The sequence below is a fragment of the Streptomyces sp. HNM0645 genome, assembly GCF_030056615.1.
In the GTDB taxonomy this organism is placed as follows: Bacteria; Actinomycetota; Actinomycetes; order Streptomycetales; family Streptomycetaceae; genus Streptomyces; species Streptomyces marianii.
This window is the reverse complement of the sequence record NZ_JASHLT010000011.1, coordinates 59,819-77,410: the sequence shown is the minus strand read 5'-3', so window position 1 is coordinate 77,410 and position 17,592 is coordinate 59,819. Positions and strand designations below refer to the sequence as shown.

Sequence of the window (17,592 nt, the reverse complement as noted above, 5' to 3'; positions counted from 1 at the left end):
ACTACGTCGGTGAGGGATGACGTGAGCGACAACTCTGTAGTACTGCGGTACGCGGACGGTGAATACACCTACCCGGTGGTCGAGAGCACCGTCGGCGACAAGGGCTTCGACATCGGGAAGCTCCGGGCGCAGACCGGTCTGGTGACCCTGGACAGCGGATACGGAAACACGGCCGCCTATAAGTCCGCGGTCACCTACCTCGACGGCGAGCAGGGCATCCTGCGCTACCGCGGCTACCCGATCGAGCAGCTGGCCGAGCGCTCCAGCTTCCTCGAGGTGGCCTACCTGCTGATCAACGGTGAGCTGCCGACCGTCGACCAGCTGGCGGCGTTCCGGGGCGAGATCACCCAGCACACGCTGCTGCACGAGGACGTCAAGCGGTTCTTCGACGGCTTCCCGCGCGACGCTCACCCGATGGCCATGCTCTCGTCCGTGGTCAGCGCGCTGTCGACCTTCTACCAGGACAGCCACAACCCGTTCGACGAGAAGCAGCGCCACCTCTCCACCATCCGACTGCTGGCCAAGCTCCCGACGATCGCCGCCTACGCGTACAAGAAGTCGATCGGGCACCCGTTCGTCTACCCGCGCAACGACCTCGGCTACGTCGAGAACTTCCTGCGGATGACCTTCTCGGTCCCGGCGCAGGAGTACGAGCTGGACCCGGTCGTCGTGGCCGCGCTCGACAAGCTGTTCATCCTGCACGCGGACCACGAGCAGAACTGCTCGACGTCCACCGTGCGCCTCGTGGGTTCCTCGCAGGCGAACATGTTCGCCTCCATCTCCGCCGGCATCTCCGCCCTGTGGGGCCCGCTGCACGGTGGCGCCAACCAGTCGGTGCTGGAGATGCTGGAGGGCATCGCGGCCACCGGCGCCGACGTCGACACCTTCATCCGCAAGGTGAAGAACAGGGAGGACGGCGTCCGCCTGATGGGCTTCGGCCACCGGGTCTACAAGAACTTCGACCCCCGCGCCAAGATCATCAAGGCTGCCGCCCACGATGTGCTCTCCGCCCTGGGCAAGTCCGACGAACTGCTGGACATCGCCCTGAAGCTGGAGGAGCACGCGCTGTCCGACGACTACTTCGTCGAGCGCAAGCTGTACCCGAACGTGGACTTCTACACCGGTCTGATCTACCGGGCCATGGGCTTCCCGACCGAGATGTTCACCGTGCTGTTCGCCCTCGGCCGCCTCCCGGGCTGGATCGCCCAGTGGCACGAGATGATCAAGGAGCCGGGTTCCCGTATCGGTCGCCCGCGCCAGATCTACACCGGCGAGGTCCTGCGCGACTTCGTCCCGGTCGAGGCCCGCTGAGGCCTGCTCGGCAGTTCCCGTCGCGCCCGGGTGCGGCGGAGTCCTGTACGCAGAGAAGCGCCCCGCTGCCGATCCCCCCACGGGTCGGCAAGCGGGGCGCTTCCCATATCCCCGGTGCGGATTCCCCCCACGGGATCCGGCCGGGCGTCTGCTGGTGTCCAGCAGAAGCTCTTCGCGACGCGGTCTGCCGGGGTACGTATCTACGGGAGGGCCGCTCAAAGCTCCCCGGTCGTACGTGCCCCGGCCAACGCTTGCCTGGGACGTCCCCCAAGACATCCCATGAGCGTCCCCCAAGACGCTCTGGCATCGCCCACTTAGACTCGCGAAGAGCCCGAATGGTTACCCACAAATATCTGTGATCTGGGTCTCTTTGTGAAGGTCCTGTGTACCACGTGAAGGATCGCAGATGCAGCCTCCCGCTGACCACGGAAACGGATGAGTAGGTCCTGGTAATTCCCGAGGCCGCGGGATTCGGCGGGCCGAGGCCGCGGGATTCGGCGGGCCGGGACGGCGGACGCCGTGTCGCCGAGTGCCCGGAAACGCGGGCGAGGGCGGGCGGGATCCGGCGGGGCTCCCCCGCGGGGTCGAGGGGGCGGGCGTGTGGCCGGTCGGGGGCGCGGGGCCGCTTCGGCGGGCCTGGGAGCGGCGAAGCCGCCCCGGGTGGAGTCAGGGGCGGCTTCGGGGTGTGGTCGACGTTTTCCGTGAAACCGGTGCCGGCCGGGAGGGGTGAGGTGTGAGGCCGGGGCGTGCGGTGAGGTCAGGCCTTGCCGACGAGCTCGTAGCCCGCCTCTTCGACCGCCGCGCGTACGGCCGCCTCCTCGAGCGGAGCGGCCGAGACCACGGTGACCTGTCCGGTCGCGGCGACGGCCTTGACGGACGTGACGCCGGTGATCGCGGAGATCTCCTCGGACACGGCGCCCTCGCAGTGGCCGCACGTCATGCCCTTCACCAGGTAGACCGAGGTGGTGCCGCTCGGCTCGGCGCCCGCCGCGCCGCCGTGGCGGGAACCGGTGGGTGAGCAGCAGGAGCCGGTGGTCTCGATGGTGCCGGTGGTCCTCTCGGCGGTCATGGCGTTCTCCTCTGTGCGGGTGTGTCGCTTCGCGATCGTTTCGTCCGGTGAAGGTGTGGTGCGTCCGGGGTCCTGGGAGTGCTGAGCCCCGACGCTCGTCCCACTCTATACCCCTAGGGGGTATCGATGCGAGTGTTCTCCGGCTGTGGGGCGGCGTCGACCAGTGGCTGGAGGTAGCGGTGCACCATGGCCTTCAGCTCGATTCTGTACGCGTCCCGCTGTGCTCCCTCGTGGGCGAGGACCAACTCCAGTCCCGCCTTGACCGCGGAGAACGTCATGTTCGCGACACGGCTGAGTTCGGCGGGTCCGGCCTCGGGGAGGAAGTCTCCGAGAAGGCGCTCGACGCGCTCGAGCAGTGCCGAGTGCACCGCGTCGTGTTCCTCCGTGATCCGGCCGGGGATCTCGGAGCCGTGCATGAGGACGGCGAAGGCGGGGTTCTCGCAGTTGAACTCGATCAGTGGATCGAGGACCGAGTCGAGCAGCTCGTCGAGCGGGAGGCTCGGGTCGAGGGTGTCGAATGCGGCGCCATGGGTTTCGCGCCAGCGCTGCATCAGTCGACCGCCCAGCTCGACGGCGATCGCCTCCTTGTTCGGGAAGAACTGGTACAGCGTGCCCGGTGAGACGCCTGCCTCGCGGGCGATGGCGTTGGTGCTCGCGGCGGTGTAGCCGCTGCGGCAGAACACTCCGGCGGCGGCTTCCAGGAGCTGGGCGACCCGGCGCTCGCCCCGCGCCTGGCGGCGGCGCGGCTGCGCGGACCCGCCTCGCTCCCCGACGTCCGGTGTCTCTGGCATGCGAACCACCAATCCCCAGCTCTCCGGGCTCGGTTGACAAACGCGAGTGCGCGCTCGCATTCTTGTGGAACGCGAGTGATGACTCGTGTTTTCCAGTCTATGGCAATGGCCGACCCGTGCTGCCTCCTGCGCGGCACCGGTCTCGGGGGAGGGGAGCACCACCCGATGTCCGACGTCGATCACGAGCCGCCGCCGGGTGGCTGGACCCGCTTCGTCACCGCGCGCCCACGTCTTTCGCTGCTCCTCGCCCTCGTCGTCACCGCCCTCGCAGTCTTGGCGGGCGGCGGAGTCGCCGACCGGATGGGCAGCGGGGGGTGGGAGGACCCCGATGCGCAGTCGACCTATGCGACCGAAGCCCTCGATCGCGAGTTCCCAGCCGCACGGCCCAATCTGCTCCTCCTCGTGGGCACCGGTCCCGAGGGTGTGGACGATCCTTCCGTCGCTGCCGAGGCCGAGCGGCTGACCGAGCGTCTGACCGGTGAGGAGGGCGTGACGGGCGTCGGCTCCTACTGGCGGACCAAGTCGCCCGCCCTGCGTGCCGAGGACGGTCGTGAGGCACTCGTCGTCGCCCGGATCGAGGGCGACGAGAAGACGGCCGCGGGGGTGCTGGAGCGCATCGTGCCCCGGTACCGGGGCACGCACGGGCCGGTGCAGGTCTCCGTCGGCGGGCCGGTCGCAGTCATGCACGACATGGAGACGATCATCCAGGAGGACCTTCTGCGTGCCGAGCTGATCGCGCTGCCGGTGACGCTGGTCCTGCTCGTGATGGTCTTCGGCAGCGCGGTCGCGGCCCTGCTGCCGCTGGGTATCGGCATCGTCGCCATCCTGGGGACGAACGCCGTCCTTCGCGGACTGACCGAGTTCACCGACGTCTCGGTCTTCGCCCAGAACCTCACAACGGCCCTTGGCCTCGGACTCGCCATCGACTACGCCCTGTTCATCGTCCGCCGCTTCCGGGAGGAACTGGCTGCCGGGGCGGAGAGCGGGGAGGCGATCGCGACCACCGTCCGCACGGCCGGCCGCACGGTGCTCTTCTCGGCGCTCACGGTGGCCGTGTCACTGGCCGCGATGCTGGTCTTCCCGCAGTACTTCCTGCGGTCGTTCGCCTACGCGGGGATCGCCGTGGTCCTGCTCGCCGCCGCGGCCGCGCTCGTGCTGCTCCCCGCCGCGCTGATGCTCCTCGGCGACCGCGTCAACGCACTCGATCTGCGGAAGCTGCTCCGCCGCGGTCGCCCGCAGGGGGCGGGCGAGGCCGGGCTGCCGAACGCCGCAATGGGCTCGGCGGCAGACGCCGACGGGGTGCGCTGGGCTCGCCTGGTGCGCCTGGTGATGCGTCGAGCACCCGTCTTCGCCGTGGCCACCACCGCCGGGCTGGTACTGCTTGGACTGCCCTTCCTGGGAGTGCGGTTCGGGCCGGCGGACGACCGCCAGCTCCCGTCCGGCGCGGAGTCGCACGTCGTGCAGCAGCACATCCGGGACGGATTCCCCGGAAGCCCGGGTGGTGGCCTCGACGTCTTCGTCGAGGGCGCTGCCACCCCCGCGGAGTACGCCGGATACCGCGAGCGCGTCGAGGCCCTTCCGGGGGTACTGCGTGTCGACGGACCGCTGGTCTCCGGTGAGCACGCGGTGTTCACGGTGCTGCCCGAGGAGGAGGCCGTCGGTGAGGAGTCGCAGCAGCTGGTCCGCGACCTCCGTGCGGAGCCCGCCCCGTTCGAGACGTCCGTGACCGGTGCGGCGGCGATGCTGGTCGACTCCAAGGACGCGATCGGTGAGCGGCTGCCGTGGGCCGCGGCGATCATCGTCGTCGTCACCCTCCTGCTCGTCTTCCTGCTCACCGGAAGCGTGCTGATCCCACTTCAGGCCGTGGTGCTCAACGGCTTGAGTCTCACAGCGATGTTCGGGGCCGTGGTCTGGGTCTTCCAGGAGGGGCATCTCTCCGGCCCGCTCTCCTTCACCGCCACGGGCGCGATCGAGACGACGCTTCCCGTGCTCATGTTCTGCGTCGCCTTCGGTCTCTCCATGGACTACGGAGTGTTCCTGCTCTCGCGTATCAAGGAGGAATACGACCGCACCGGCGACCATGAGCACGCCGTGGCCTTCGGGCTGCGCCGCACCGGAGGGCTGATCACCGCGGCGGCCGTGATCCTCGCGGTCGTGATGGTCGCGATCGGCACCTCGCGGGTGAGCAACACCAAGATGCTCGGCCTCGGCATCGCCCTCGCCGTGCTCATGGACGCCATGGTGGTGCGCAGCCTGCTGGTTCCCTCGGTGATGAAGCTGACGGGCAGGGCCACCTGGTGGGCCCCGGCTCCGTTGCGGGCGCTCCATGCGAGGTTCGGCCTCAGCGAGGGCGGGATATCCGGGCCCGCCCCGGCGGACTCCGTCGCACAGGAGCGCGACGCCGAGGAGCGGGGCGGGCTCTCCCCGGCTGGCAGGGGCGGAACCGCGGACGGGAGGGACGGCCGATACGACGACCGTGACCGCGACAACGTCCCCGTGGGCGGTTAGGTTCGGGCCGGGTCCGGTGGTGGTGCCCGCGGGGCGGGAGCGGGTGGAGTACGAGCCGGCGGGCCGACGCCGGGCATGGTCCGCTCGGGGCGCTGCGACCGGATCCGCTGGTGATCTCGGTGGTCCCGATCGAGCCGCCCCCGCGCCCTGCAGGCCATGGATGGGGCGCCGGGGCGATCGTCGAGCCGGGCGGGCCGCCTGGTCCCCTGCCGGTTCAGTCCTCGGGCCGGCCTCGGTGGACGGCCCACTCGCGGGCGAGAACCGACATGTTCGTGGCGTCGACCCAGCCGTCCTCGTGGCGCAGGACCTCGCGTTCGGTGCCCTCGGCGACGAAGCCCGCCTTCTCGTAGGCCCGGCGGGCCCGGGGATTGAAGTCGTAGACGCTCAGGGAGATCCGGTTCAGCCCGAGCCGCTCGAAGCCGTAGCCGGTGATGAGCCGGACGGCCTCCGTGCCCAGACCGCGGTCACGGCCGCGAGGGCCGATCAGAATGCGGAAGTTGCAACTGCGGTTCCGCTCGTCCCAGTTGTTCAGGACGGCCTCGCCGACGAGCTCGCCCGAGGCACGGTCGACCACGCCGAGGTCGAGACGGTCGGGCTGATCACCGCGGGTGGCGTACCAGGAGCGCAGCCGCTCGTCCGGGAGAGGCGGGGTACCGGCGGAGCCCGTGAGGAGAAGTGCCTCGGTATCGCGCAGGATCGCCGCCATCGTGGGGGTGTCCTCCTCGGAGAAGGGGCGCAGGACCACCTTCGCTCCGGTGAGGGTCGGCTTGACGGAGAAGTCCGCCGGTCGTCGCTCGGTCATCGGGGGATTGTCGGAAGGGGGCGGTGCGAGGGGCAAGTCATTTGCCCGTAGGGCCCCGCACCCGGGGATGCGGGGCTGGGTGTTTCAGCTCCTGCGCCCCCTGTTGCCGGGGCGGTTGGCCACCCAGACGCGGATGGTGTCGGCGTACCAGTAGGGCTTGCCCGACTCCACGTGGTCCGGTGGGGGCAGGAGGCCGTGCTTGCGGTACGAACGGACCGTGTCCGGCTGCACCTTGATGTGTGCGGCGATGTCCTTGTAGGACCAGAGTCTTCTGTCCGTCATCTGTGGCACCTCCCTGTATGCGCCGCAGCGGCGGCCGGGGAGCCGTCGGGGGAGCTGCGGCGCGGGCGCTGGCGATCACTCAGCCTGTGCCCGTTGAACGACGCAGAGTGACGACAGGGGAGGGGCTGTCGAGGTTCTGTGACGCAAGGCCCGCGTAACCGAGACATGTGTGACGAAGGGGTGACTGTTGTGACATGACGGAGGTGAAGAGATGGAGGGAACGGGGTTTCAGGCGCCGCAGGAGCGGAGAAAACGCCGGGTGCGTTCGGCGATCGGGTACGGCTTCTCCGGCGGGCAGGGGTACATGTCCTGCTCGACGATGGCGAAGAGCTCGGCGTCGAGCCGCTGGGCCGCGGCCAGTACGGGCTCCAGCGCGGGAACTCCGGCCGGCGGTTCGCACATCACCCCCCGCGCCACCGCGGGGCCGAACGGCACCTCGTTCGCGACCACTTCGGCGAGGATCTCCGGGTCCACCTGCTTGAGGTGGAGGTAGCCGATCCGCTCGCCGTAGGTCTCGATGAGCTTGACGCTGTCGCCGCCGCAGTAGGCGTAGTGGCCGGTGTCCAGGCAAAGTGAGACCAGGTCGGCGTCGGTCGCGTCGAGGAAGCGGCTGACGTTCTCCTCGCTGTCGATGTGGGTGTCCGCGTGGGGGTGGACCACGATCCTCAGCCCGAAGCGGTCTCCGACCTCCTGCCCCAGGCGCTCGGTCTGGGTGGTGAGGTGGCGCCATTGCTCGGGCGTGAGGGTCCGGTCCTCCAGCACCTCGCCGGTCCTGTCGTCGCGCCAGAAGGACGGGATGACGACGAGGTGGTCCGCGCCCATCGCACGGGTCAGGGCGGCGATGCCGGCGACATGGGCCCAGGTCTTCTCCCAGGCGGCCGGGCCGTGGTGCAGTCCGGTGAAGACGGTGCCGGCCGAGACCTTCAGCCCGCGGGACGAGGTCTCCTCGCTGAGCCGTGCGGGGTCGGTGGGGAGGTAGCCGTACGGGCCGAGTTCGATCCATTCGTAGCCGGCTTGTGCCACTTCGTCGAGGAAGCGCTGCCAGGGGACTTGACGGGGATCGTCGGGGAACCACACGCCCCAGGAGTCAGGGGCCGACCCGATCCGGATGCGGTTGAACGAGGCTGCGGAGGAGGTCATGGCGGCCAGCTTTCCGGCCGCCGGAGAAAGGTGTCAAGCTTTCGTCCGAATGTAAGGACAAAATGTTGACAGTGCTCAGGGATGCGGGCTAGACCAGGGGACAGCCGGGCGTGGAACCGAAGGGACACGTATGCCTCAGCCGTACGACGTCATCACGATGGGCCGGATCGGGGTGGACCTCTATCCCCTTCGGGCCGGGGTCCCGCTGGCCCAGGTCGACACCTTCGGGAAGTTCCTCGGGGGTTCCGCCGCGAACGTGGCGGTCGCGGCGGCCCGGCTCGGCCGACGCGCCGCTGTCGTCACCCGGACCGGCCAGGACGCCTTCGGGGACTACCTCCACCAGGCGCTCCGCGAGTTCCGGGTCGACGACCGCTGGGTCACCGCGGTGCCGGGGCTGCCGACCCCCGTGACGTTCTGCGAGATCTTCCCGCCGGACGACTTCCCGCTGTACTTCTACCGGCAGCCCAAGGCACCCGACCTCGAAGTGCGCGCCGAAGAGCTGGACATGGACGCGATCGGTGCGGCGCGGGTCTTCTGGGTGACCGGCACCGGCCTGTGCGCCGAGCCCAGCAGGGAGGCCACGCTCGCCGCGCTCGAGCACCGGGCGAAGTCCGGGACGACCGTCTTCGACCTGGACTGGCGGCCCATGTTCTGGGACAGCGCCGGCGGTACTTCGGCGGACGGGGCCCGGCCGTACTACGCGAAGGCGCTCGCCCGCGCCACCGTCGCCGTTGGCAATCTCGAGGAGTGCGAGATCGCCACCGGGGAGCGCGAACCGTACGCCGCCGCCCGTGCGCTGCTCGGCGCCGGGGTCGAGTTGGCCGTGGTCAAGCAGGGCCCCGAGGGCGTTCTGGCCGTGCACAGCGACGGTACGGTCGCGGAGGGGCCGCCGGTGAAGGTCGACGTGGTCAACGGACTCGGCGCGGGCGACGCGTTCGGCGGGGCGATGGTCCACGGGCTCCTCTCCGGCTGGGAGTTGGAGCGGGTGATGCGGTTCGCCAACGCTGCGGGCGCGATCGTCGCCGCCCGCCTCGCCTGTTCGTCGGCCATGCCCTACGCCGCGGAGGTGGACGCCCTTCTCGACGGCCACGCTCCGGGCCCCGAGGCGGACCCCGAACCCGAGGTGCCCGCCGGTCCCCGGCCCGGCACGGACGGCGGGCCCGGAACCGGGGCGGCGCCCGGAGCTGCGTCGTGACCCGCGTCGACCTCACCGACCTCGTCAGGACCAGGGTCCGCCACCCGGAGGCCGTGGCCGAGGCGGCGGCCCGCCGCCGGCGCCGGCCCCTCGTCGGCAGCAGCGGCCGACTGATGATCGTCGCAGCCGACCACCCCGCCCGCGGCGCGCTCGCCGTCGGCGACCAGCGGTACGCGATGGCCAACCGGCTGGGCCTCCTGGAGCGCCTGTGCACCGCGCTCGAACGTCCCGGCGTGGACGGCGTCCTCGCCACCGCCGACATTCTGGAGGACCTCCTCCTGCTGGGGGCACTCGACGACAAGGTCGTCATGGGATCGATGAACCGCGGCGGACTCGCCGGGGCCGCCTTCGAGCTGGACGACAGGTTCACCGGCTACCGTGCCGAGGACCTCGCGCGGCTCGGCTTCGACGCGGGCAAGCTGCTCCTCCGCATCGACTACGACGACCCCGGCTCCCTCGCCACCCTGCACTCCACCGCGCGCGCCATCGACGAGATGGCCGCCCGCCGGCTGCCGGTCTTCGTCGAGCCGTTCATCTGCCGCCGCGTCGACGGGGTGCTGAGCAACGATCTCTCCGCCGAGGCGGTCACCCGTTCCATAGCCATTGCCTCCGGCCTCGCCGGCACCTCGGCGTACACCTGGCTGAAGATCCCCGTCACGGAGAACCCCGACGACATGGCACGGGTGATGGAGACCTCCACGCTCCCCGCGGTGCTGCTCGGAGGCGACGTGGGCGACCCCGCGGGCGGACAGGCGGCGGCGTACGAGAAATGGCGCGGGGCGCTGCAACTTCCCACGGTCCAGGGACTGGTGGCGGGCCGTTCACTGCTCTATCCGGTCGACGGCGACGTCCCGGCGGCGGTCGACACGGCCGTGGGCCTGCTCTAGGGGGTACGGAGGACTCATGGATCACAGGAACACCGCACCGGAACGGCATCTGCGGGCCGGGACCGCGGCCGCCGGACCGTACGCGCTCGACATCGATCCCGGGACGGCCGGCTGGGGGTACTCCGCGCTGCGGATCCTGAAGCTGGCCCCCGGCGCCTCCCACCTGCTGGAGACCGGCGACAGCGAGTGGATCGTGCTGCCGCTGGCGGGCGGGTGCTCGGTGCACACCGAAGGCACGACCATGGAACTGCTGGGCAGGGAGAACGTGTTCGCCGGAGTCACCGACTTCGCGTACGTCCCGCGCGACGCCCGGGCACTGATCGCCTCCGGTGCGGGAGGCCGCTTCGCCCTGGCAGGAGCGAAGTGCGAGCGACGACTCCCCGCTCGCCGCGGCCCCGCGCCGGAGGTCCCGGTCGAGGACCGGGGTTCGGGCACCTGCGCCCGCCGTGTGCACAACTTCGCCGCCGCCGGCACCTTCGACTGCGACCGCCTCATCGCCGTCGAGGTGCTGACCCCCGGAGGCAACTGGTCCTCCTACCCGCCGCACAAACACGACGAGCACCGCCCCGGCGAGGAGACGGAACTCGAGGAGATCTACTACTTCGAGATCGAGGGCGAGCACGGGTTCGGCTACCAGAGGATCTCGCCGTCCCGCCCCGGGGGCACGGATCTCCTCGCCGAGGTCCGCAGCGGTGACGCCGTCCTCGTCCCGGACGGCTGGCACGGCCCCTCCATCGCCGCTCCGGGCCACGGCATGTACTACCTGAACGTCATGGCGGGCCCCGGGCCCGAGCGAGAGTGGCGGATCTGCTTCCACCCCGACCACACGGAGGGCTACCGATGAGCGGACCGAGGCTGACCGTCGCGCAGGCGCTGGTGCGGTTCCTGGCCCGTCAGTACACCGAGCGCGACGGCCGCAGACAGCGGCTCGTCGGAGCCATGTGGGGCATCTTCGGCCACGGCAACGTGGCCGGGATCGGGCAGGCCCTCCTCGAGTCCGAGGACTTGCCCTTCGTCCAGGGGCGCAACGAGCAGGCGATGGTGCACGCGGCCGTCGGTCACGCCCGCCAGTCCAACCGCCTGTCCACGCACGCCGTCACGACCTCCATCGGCCCGGGCGCCACCAACCTCGTGACCGGAGCCGCCCTCGCCACCGTCAACCGGCTGCCGGTCCTGCTCCTGCCCGGCGACACCTTCGCGACCCGCCCCGCAGACCCCGTCCTCCAGCAGCTGGAGGTCCCGTACGCGGGGGACGTGTCGGTGAACGACTGCCTCCGCCCGGTGTCGGCCTACTTCGACCGGATCACCCGTCCCGAGGCGCTGGTCCCGGCAGCGCTCGCCGCGGCGCGGGTCCTCACCGACCCGGCCGCGACCGGCGCGGTCACGCTCGCGCTGCCGCAGGACGTGCAGGCGGAGGCGTACGACTGGCCGGAGGAGTTCTTCGCCGAACGCGTCTGGCACGTGCGCCGGCCGTGGCCGGATCCGGAGGAACTCGCCGCGGCGGTCCGCGCCGTACGGTCCGCGCGCCGGCCGCTGATCGTCGCAGGCGGGGGAGTGCACCACAGCGGGGCGGAGGGCGCCCTGCGGACCCTCGCCGAGGCCACCGGGATCCCCGTCGCCTCGACCCAGGCAGGGAAGGGCTCGCTCCCGTACGACCACCCGGCGGACGTCGGCGGCATCGGCCACACCGGCACCGCCACCGCCGACGAACTCGCCGGGACGGCCGACCTGGTCATCGGCGTCGGCACCCGCTACACCGACTTCACGACCGCCTCGGCGACCCTCTTCGGCCACCCCGGTGTCCGCTTCCTCAACCTCAACATCACCGGCTTCGACGCCCACAAGCTCGCCGCGCTCCCGCTCGTCGCGGATGCCAGGACCGGACTGGAGGCCCTGACCGAGGCTCTGCGCGGACACCGTGTCGAACACGGCTACGAGACGGAGTACGCGGACGGAAAGGAGCGCTGGGAGCGCCGGGTCGGCACCGCCTACGAGGCGCCCGACGAGGACGCGCGCCCCACCCAGACCCAGGTCCTCGGCGCCCTCGACGGCCTGGTCACCGGCGACGACATCGTGATCAACGCCGCCGGCTCGCTCCCGGGCGACCTCCACAAGCTGTGGCGGACGCGCTCCCGCGACCAGTACCACGTGGAGTACGGCTACTCGTGCATGGGCTACGAGATCCCGGCGGCCATCGGGGTCGCCATGGCCGCTCCCGGGCGGCCCGTGTGGGCGCTCGTCGGAGACGGGACTTATCTGATGAATCCCACCGAAATCGTCACGGCGGTCCAGGAGAACGTCCCGATCAAGGTGGTCGTCCTGCAGAACCACGGGTACGCGTCGATCGGCGGACTCTCCGAGGCGGTCGGCTCCGAGCGGTTCGGCACCGCCTACCGCCACCGGGAGCCGGGGGCGTCGCAGGCCGGCGGGCCGGGAGGGCCCGGGGGCACCGGGGGAGGCGCGTACACGGGAGAGCCGCTCCCGATCGACCTCGCCGCCAACGCCGCATCCCTCGGGATGCGGGTCATCCGCGCCAGGACCGTGCGTGACCTGCGCGAAGCCCTTTCCGAGGCCCGCGCGGCGGACCGCCCCACATGTGTCTACGTCGAGACCGAAACGGCAGACACTGTGTCGGGCGCACCCCCGGCACAGGCGTGGTGGGATGTTCCTGTGGCCGAGACCGCGACCCGCCCGTCGGCGGTCAAGGCCCGGGAGGAGTACGACCGGCAAGTCGCAGCCCGGCGCCGCCATCTCTGAGGGACCCGAAGGAGCTTTCCGTCATGACGAAGACCGTCAACCACTGGATCGGTGGCAAGATCGTCGAGGGCGCGTCCGGCAACTGGGGACCGGTCACCGACCCGGCGACCGGTGCCGTGACCACGAGCGTCGCTCTCGCGTCGGTCGAGGAGGTCGACAGCGCCGTCGCCTCGGCGAAGGCCGCCTTCGAGACCTGGGGCACCTCCTCCCTCGCCCAGCGCACCTCGATCCTCTTCCGCTTCCGCGCGCTGCTCGACGCCAACCGCGACGCGATCGCCGAGCTGATCACCGCGGAGCACGGCAAGGTCCACTCGGACGCGCTCGGCGAGGTGGCCCGCGGCATGGAGATCGTGGACCTGGCCTGCGGGATCACCACGCAGCTCAAGGGTGAGCTGTCGACCCAGGTGTCCAACCGGGTGGACGTGGCGGCGATCCGCCAGCCCGTGGGGGTCGTGGCCGGCATCACGCCGTTCAACTTCCCCGCGATGGTGCCGATGTGGATGTTCCCGCTCGCCATCGCCTGCGGCAACACCTTCGTCCTCAAGCCGAGCGAGAAGGACCCGTCCCCGTCGCTGAAGATCGCCCAACTGCTCGCCGAGGCGGGGCTGCCGGACGGCGTGTTCAACGTCCTCCAGGGTGACAAGGTCGCCGTCGACCGCCTCCTGGAACACCCGGACGTCTCGGCGATCTCCTTCGTCGGCTCGACGCCGATCGCCCGCCACATCCACACCACCGCCTCGGCGAACGGCAAGCGCGTCCAGGCGCTCGGCGGTGCCAAGAACCACATGCTCGTCCTGCCGGACGCCGACCTGGACGCGGCCGCCGATGCCGCCGTCTCCGCCGCGTACGGCTCCGCGGGCGAGCGCTGCATGGCGATCTCCGCGGTCGTGGCCGTCGGCGCCGTCGGCGACGAACTCGTCGACAAGATCCGCGAGCGGGCCGAGAAGATCAAGATCGGCCCGGGCGACGACCCGACGTCGGAGATGGGTCCGCTCATCACCAAGGCGCACCGTGACAAGGTCGCCTCGTACGTCCACGGTGCCGCGGGCCAGGGCGCCGACGTCGTCCTCGACGGCACGGGCTACACCGTCGACGGCTACGAGGACGGCCACTGGATCGGACTCTCCCTCCTCGACAAGGTGTCCACCGACTCCGACGCGTACCGGGACGAGATCTTCGGCCCCGTCCTGTGCGTGCTGCGCGCCGACACCTACGAGGAGGGCCTCGCGCTCATCAATGCCTCGCCGTTCGGCAACGGAACGGCGATCTTCACGCGTGACGGCGGCGCAGCCCGGCGCTTCCAACTGGAGGTGCAGGCGGGCATGGTCGGCGTGAACGTGCCGATCCCGGTCCCGGTGGGCTACCACTCCTTCGGCGGCTGGAAGGACTCGCTCTTCGGCGACCTGCACGTCTACGGCAACGACGGCGTGCAGTTCTACACCCGCGGCAAGGTCGTCACGACCCGCTGGCCCGACCCCTCCGAGCCTCACGGCGGCGTCGACCTCGGCTTCCCGCGCAACCACTGACGGCCCCCGCCGAACCTCGGCGCCACCCGGCCCGCGACGCCACGCGGCCCGTACGGAACCCTCACCCGTACGGGCCGCGTGCGGCGTCACGGGCCGTCCGCGTTCGGCGGGCCGGCGCGGGGTTCGCGTACGCGGGGCCGGACTTCGTGCGTCCCGGGTTCCGCGGGCCCCGGGGAGAACCACGGGCGTTGCCTCGGCCCTCGCGGGCGGCGTTCGAGCGCCATGACGCCACCCGCGTACCGGATCCGGGCGCTTCACACCGGGACCACGATCACCGTCCACCGGGCGTACGACTCCTGCGATCGGCATGCCCGCCGCACGGGGCGGCCGGTTCCCGGACCCGTCTGAAGCGGGACCGGAGGACGGGTGGTCGTCACACCGCGTTCGCAGGGGTGTGCCCATGACGTGCGGGCGTTGGCCGTCTGCGGGCTGGGAGCGTGTACACCCGTCTGCGGAGCGGGCGGCCGGTGCGGGAGGTTGATCGGTACGGCAGGCACCGGCATGATCGTTTCCCGAGTCTGCGGCAGTGCGGAATCGGAGGAGCCTCGCCGCGCTTCCTCGCGCGGGGGCCCGCCGGGCGCGGCGGCTGTGCCTGAGGAGGACGGAATGCGCGGCGTTCGCAGTGGTCACGCCACGACCAACGACGGAGTGCGGTTGCACTATCTCGAGGCCGGCAGCGGTCCGGACATGCTGCTCGTGCCCGGCTGGTCGCAGTCCGCCGCTCAGTGGCGACACCAGATCGCCGAATTCGCCCGCACACACCATGTCATCGCGGTCGACCATCGTGGTCACGGTGGTTCCGACCGGCCGGATCACGGCTACCGGATCGCCCGTCTGGCGTCCGACATCCGTGAGCTCGTCGGGCTCCTGGGTCTCACCGAGGTCGTCTGGGTGGCCCATTCGATGGGCTGCGCGCTGGCATGGTCCTACTGGGACCTGTTCGGCGGGGACCGGCTGGCGCGCCTGGTGCTCTTCGACGAACCCGCCGTTCTGGTCCGGCAGCCGTACTGGCCGGACGGCCTCGCGGAACGTCTGGGCGCGCTGTACGGCCTCGGGCAGATCGCGGACGTCGTCGCGGGACTCCGCGACCCGCGCTCGGACGCCGAGGCACTCAGTGCCGACTTCCTCGACGCCATGTGGACGCCGGCCGCCGCCGAGGCGGACCGCCAGTGGGTCCTCGCCCAGAACCTTCTGCTGCCGCGGGAGTACGCCGGCAGGCTGCTGCTGGACAACGTCATGCAGGACTGGCGCGACGTCCTGCCCAGGATCACCGTGCCGACGCTGGTCATCGGCGGGAACGACAGTGTGATCCCGTCCACCGCGGCGCAGTCGGTGGCCTCGGCCATTCCCGGTGCCACCCTGCGGATTCTCGGCGAGCGCGGCAGTCACTTCGCGTTCTGGGAGAACCCTGACGCGTTCAACCGGGAGGTCCGCTCCTTCCTCGACACACCCGTCGACGCCGGGCTCTGACCGGCAAGGCGCGCCGGGGTGCCGGTCGCTCGCAGCGGGTCGGCAGCACTGCGGGCGGCGCCATCCGGCCGGCGGTGCTGCCGCGCGTCATTGCCCGCCGGTGCCACTGCCGGGGGGTGGCGAGACGCGGGGCACCCTCGCGGGAACTCGCCACGGCTTCACACTCGGGAACCGCGACCGTGCTCCGACGGCGTCGCACGGGCGGTGGCGATGCCCAGGGCGGTCGCGGCGACGGCGCTGCCGATCGCGATCCATCGGAGTACGCCGTCGATCGCCGAGGCGAGCCCGACACTGCTGGTGCGGACTTCGATCAGGGTCGCACCGGCGGCCACACACACGCCGGCGACCCCGATGACGATGGCGAGTTCCACACCGGAGGCCTGACCGGCCCGCTCGGAGGGGACGACGGCCTGGGTGCCGCTGCTGCCCATCGCCCACCCCATGCCGTATCCGAATCCGGTCAGCGCGAGACCGGGAATGTAGGACCGGAAGTCGCCGCCGAGCGACACGAGGAAGAGGCCGAGCGCGCCGACCAGGGTCATGACGCCCATCGTCCGCGGCACGTCGAAGCGCTCGCCGAGCCGCCCGGAGAGCGGCGCCGCCACGCCCGCGGCGACGGATGCGGCCAAAAAGATCATTCCGGCCGTGAGCGGCGTGTGCCCGGCGGCCTGCTGCAGGTAGATCGTGACGCCGTACATGGCCAGGACGAAGGAGATGTTCGCGACGGTCGCCATCAGGGTGATGACCACGAAGGGCTTGTTGCGGAAGAGATCGAGCGCGACCAGCGGCCAGCGCGCCACCCGCTCCCGCAGCACGAACCCGGCCAGGAGCAGCACCCCGGCGGCGGCGACACCCACGGTGACTCCGGCGGGCCAGGCTCGCAGACGGTCCACCGTGAGCGTCACGAGAGCGATGCCGAAGGTCACCATGACCAGGCCCGGCAGGTCGATGGAGCGGGGCACCGTGGTGTCACGCGACTCGCGTACCCCGGCGACGACCATGGCGATGGCCGCCGCACCCACGGGGACGTTGACGAAGAACACCACCCGCCAGCTCAGCAGCTCCGTCACCCCGCCGCCGAACACGGGACCGAGGGCCAGGGCCAGGGCCCCCACCCCGTAGGCGTTCCCGATGGCCCGCATCGTCCGGTCGGGTGGGTAGGCGTCGGTGATCACGGCGATGGCGAGCGGGAACAGCACGCCCGCTCCGGCGCCCTGGGCGATCCGCATCACGGTCACGGCTTCGGGGGTGGAGGCGAGACCGGCGCCGAGTGAGCACAGGGAGAAGACGACGAGGCCGATGATCAGCATTCGCTTGCGGCCGACGATGTCCCCGAGTCTGCCGCCCGGGATCAGGGCGGCAGCCAGCGCCAGCATGTAGCCGCTGATCACCCATTGGAGGTCCGTGGTGGTCGTGCCCAGATCCGATGCCATCTGGGGCAGGGCCAGGTTCAGCGCCAGGAAGTCGAGCTGCACGACGAAGATGCACAGCGAGGAGGCGATCAGCGTCAGCCCGGGGCGCGACGGCCGGGAGCCGGCTTCGTGCGTGCGCGGGGCGTTTTCGCCGGTACGGCGCTTCCCGTGCTGGTGGCCGGAGTCCATGGTGCTCTCCCGTGCGGCGGTGAACACGGGCCGGCCGGGTACGGGCGAAGACGGCTGATCCGATGACCCGTGTCGTGGAGTGTTCACTATGCAGGACACGGCTGTTGTTCGAGTGTATTTGCTCAATGCTGCGACGAATGTCGTATCCGTCGTGCATGAGCTGGTGTGCCGCTCCCGGCGTCCGGGTGCGGACCAGAAGCCGAGCAGCGGCTGGAAGGTCCCGGCCGTGACGCCGCTCGCCGCGGATCGCAAC

General features: G+C 70.9%; 14 protein-coding genes. 8 read left to right on the top strand and 6 right to left on the bottom strand.

From position 1 onward, the window contains the following. Positions 1–21 precede the first annotated feature (21 nt). Positions 22–1,311, top strand: coding sequence for a citrate synthase (locus QMZ92_RS09265; RefSeq protein ID WP_283296756.1), 1,290 nt, complete (start codon positions 22–24; stop codon positions 1,309–1,311). A 757-nt stretch (positions 1,312–2,068) separates the two neighbouring features. Here QMZ92_RS09265 and QMZ92_RS09260 read toward each other — a convergent pair. Both QMZ92_RS09260 and QMZ92_RS09255 read right to left on the bottom strand, forming a co-directional pair. Further along, complete coding sequence (locus QMZ92_RS09260; RefSeq protein WP_283296755.1) at positions 2,069–2,380, bottom strand: heavy-metal-associated domain-containing protein; 312 nt, start codon at positions 2,378–2,380, stop codon at positions 2,069–2,071. A 113-nt stretch (positions 2,381–2,493) separates the two neighbouring features. Beyond that, entirely contained in the window at positions 2,494–3,171 is a 678-nt protein-coding gene (locus tag QMZ92_RS09255) for a TetR/AcrR family transcriptional regulator (protein ID WP_283296754.1), read from the bottom strand. A 165-nt stretch (positions 3,172–3,336) separates the two neighbouring features. On the opposite strand from QMZ92_RS09255, the gene QMZ92_RS09250 reads away from it, so the two are divergent. After that, positions 3,337–5,679: an MMPL family transporter gene (locus QMZ92_RS09250; protein WP_283296753.1), complete on the top strand. Its 2,343-nt coding sequence runs from the start codon at positions 3,337–3,339 to the stop codon at positions 5,677–5,679. A 214-nt stretch (positions 5,680–5,893) separates the two neighbouring features. Here QMZ92_RS09250 and QMZ92_RS09245 read toward each other — a convergent pair whose 3' ends face one another. From QMZ92_RS09245 to QMZ92_RS09235, 3 genes are all read right to left on the bottom strand, one after another. Next, entirely contained in the window at positions 5,894–6,481 is a 588-nt protein-coding gene (locus QMZ92_RS09245; RefSeq protein WP_283296752.1) for a GNAT family N-acetyltransferase, read from the bottom strand. Between the two features lie 84 nt (positions 6,482–6,565). Then, a complete protein-coding gene (locus QMZ92_RS09240; protein ID WP_283296751.1) occupies positions 6,566–6,763 on the bottom strand; it encodes a helix-turn-helix transcriptional regulator in 198 nt (65 codons plus the stop codon). 228 nt (positions 6,764–6,991) lie between these two features. Further along, entirely contained in the window at positions 6,992–7,903 is a 912-nt protein-coding gene (locus QMZ92_RS09235) for a sugar phosphate isomerase/epimerase family protein (protein ID WP_283296750.1), read from the bottom strand. 130 nt (positions 7,904–8,033) lie between these two features. On the opposite strand from QMZ92_RS09235, the gene iolC reads away from it, so the two are divergent. From iolC to QMZ92_RS09205, 6 genes are all read left to right on the top strand, one after another. Continuing rightward, on the top strand, positions 8,034–9,098 hold the full coding sequence (gene iolC / locus QMZ92_RS09230) for a 5-dehydro-2-deoxygluconokinase (RefSeq protein ID WP_283296749.1): 1,065 nt from the start codon (positions 8,034–8,036) through the stop codon (positions 9,096–9,098). Next, the gene (locus QMZ92_RS09225) at positions 9,095–9,985 is read left to right on the top strand and encodes a Cgl0159 family (beta/alpha)8-fold protein (RefSeq protein WP_283296748.1); all 891 of its coding nucleotides are present in this window, start codon (positions 9,095–9,097) and stop codon (positions 9,983–9,985) included. Before iolC ends, QMZ92_RS09225 begins: the two co-directional genes overlap by 4 nt. Before the next feature lie 16 nt (positions 9,986–10,001). Beyond that, positions 10,002–10,829 (top strand): 5-deoxy-glucuronate isomerase, encoded by an 828-nt coding sequence (iolB, locus tag QMZ92_RS09220; protein ID WP_283296747.1) that lies wholly within the window; start codon positions 10,002–10,004, stop codon positions 10,827–10,829. Further along, positions 10,826–12,742 (top strand): 3D-(3,5/4)-trihydroxycyclohexane-1,2-dione acylhydrolase (decyclizing), encoded by a 1,917-nt coding sequence (gene iolD, locus QMZ92_RS09215; RefSeq protein ID WP_283296746.1) that lies wholly within the window; start codon positions 10,826–10,828, stop codon positions 12,740–12,742. The genes iolB and iolD overlap by 4 nt, the downstream gene beginning before the upstream one ends. Positions 12,743–12,765: 23 nt before the next feature. Continuing rightward, positions 12,766–14,268 (top strand): CoA-acylating methylmalonate-semialdehyde dehydrogenase, encoded by a 1,503-nt coding sequence (locus QMZ92_RS09210; protein WP_283296745.1) that lies wholly within the window; start codon positions 12,766–12,768, stop codon positions 14,266–14,268. Positions 14,269–14,874: 606 nt separating this feature from the next. Then, entirely contained in the window at positions 14,875–15,738 is an 864-nt protein-coding gene (locus tag QMZ92_RS09205) for an alpha/beta fold hydrolase (RefSeq protein WP_283296744.1), read from the top strand. Between the two features lie 158 nt (positions 15,739–15,896). Here QMZ92_RS09205 and QMZ92_RS09200 read toward each other — a convergent pair whose 3' ends face one another. Beyond that, the gene (locus tag QMZ92_RS09200; protein WP_283296743.1) at positions 15,897–17,366 is read right to left on the bottom strand and encodes an MFS transporter; all 1,470 of its coding nucleotides are present in this window, start codon (positions 17,364–17,366) and stop codon (positions 15,897–15,899) included. Positions 17,367–17,592: the final 226 nt, after the last annotated feature.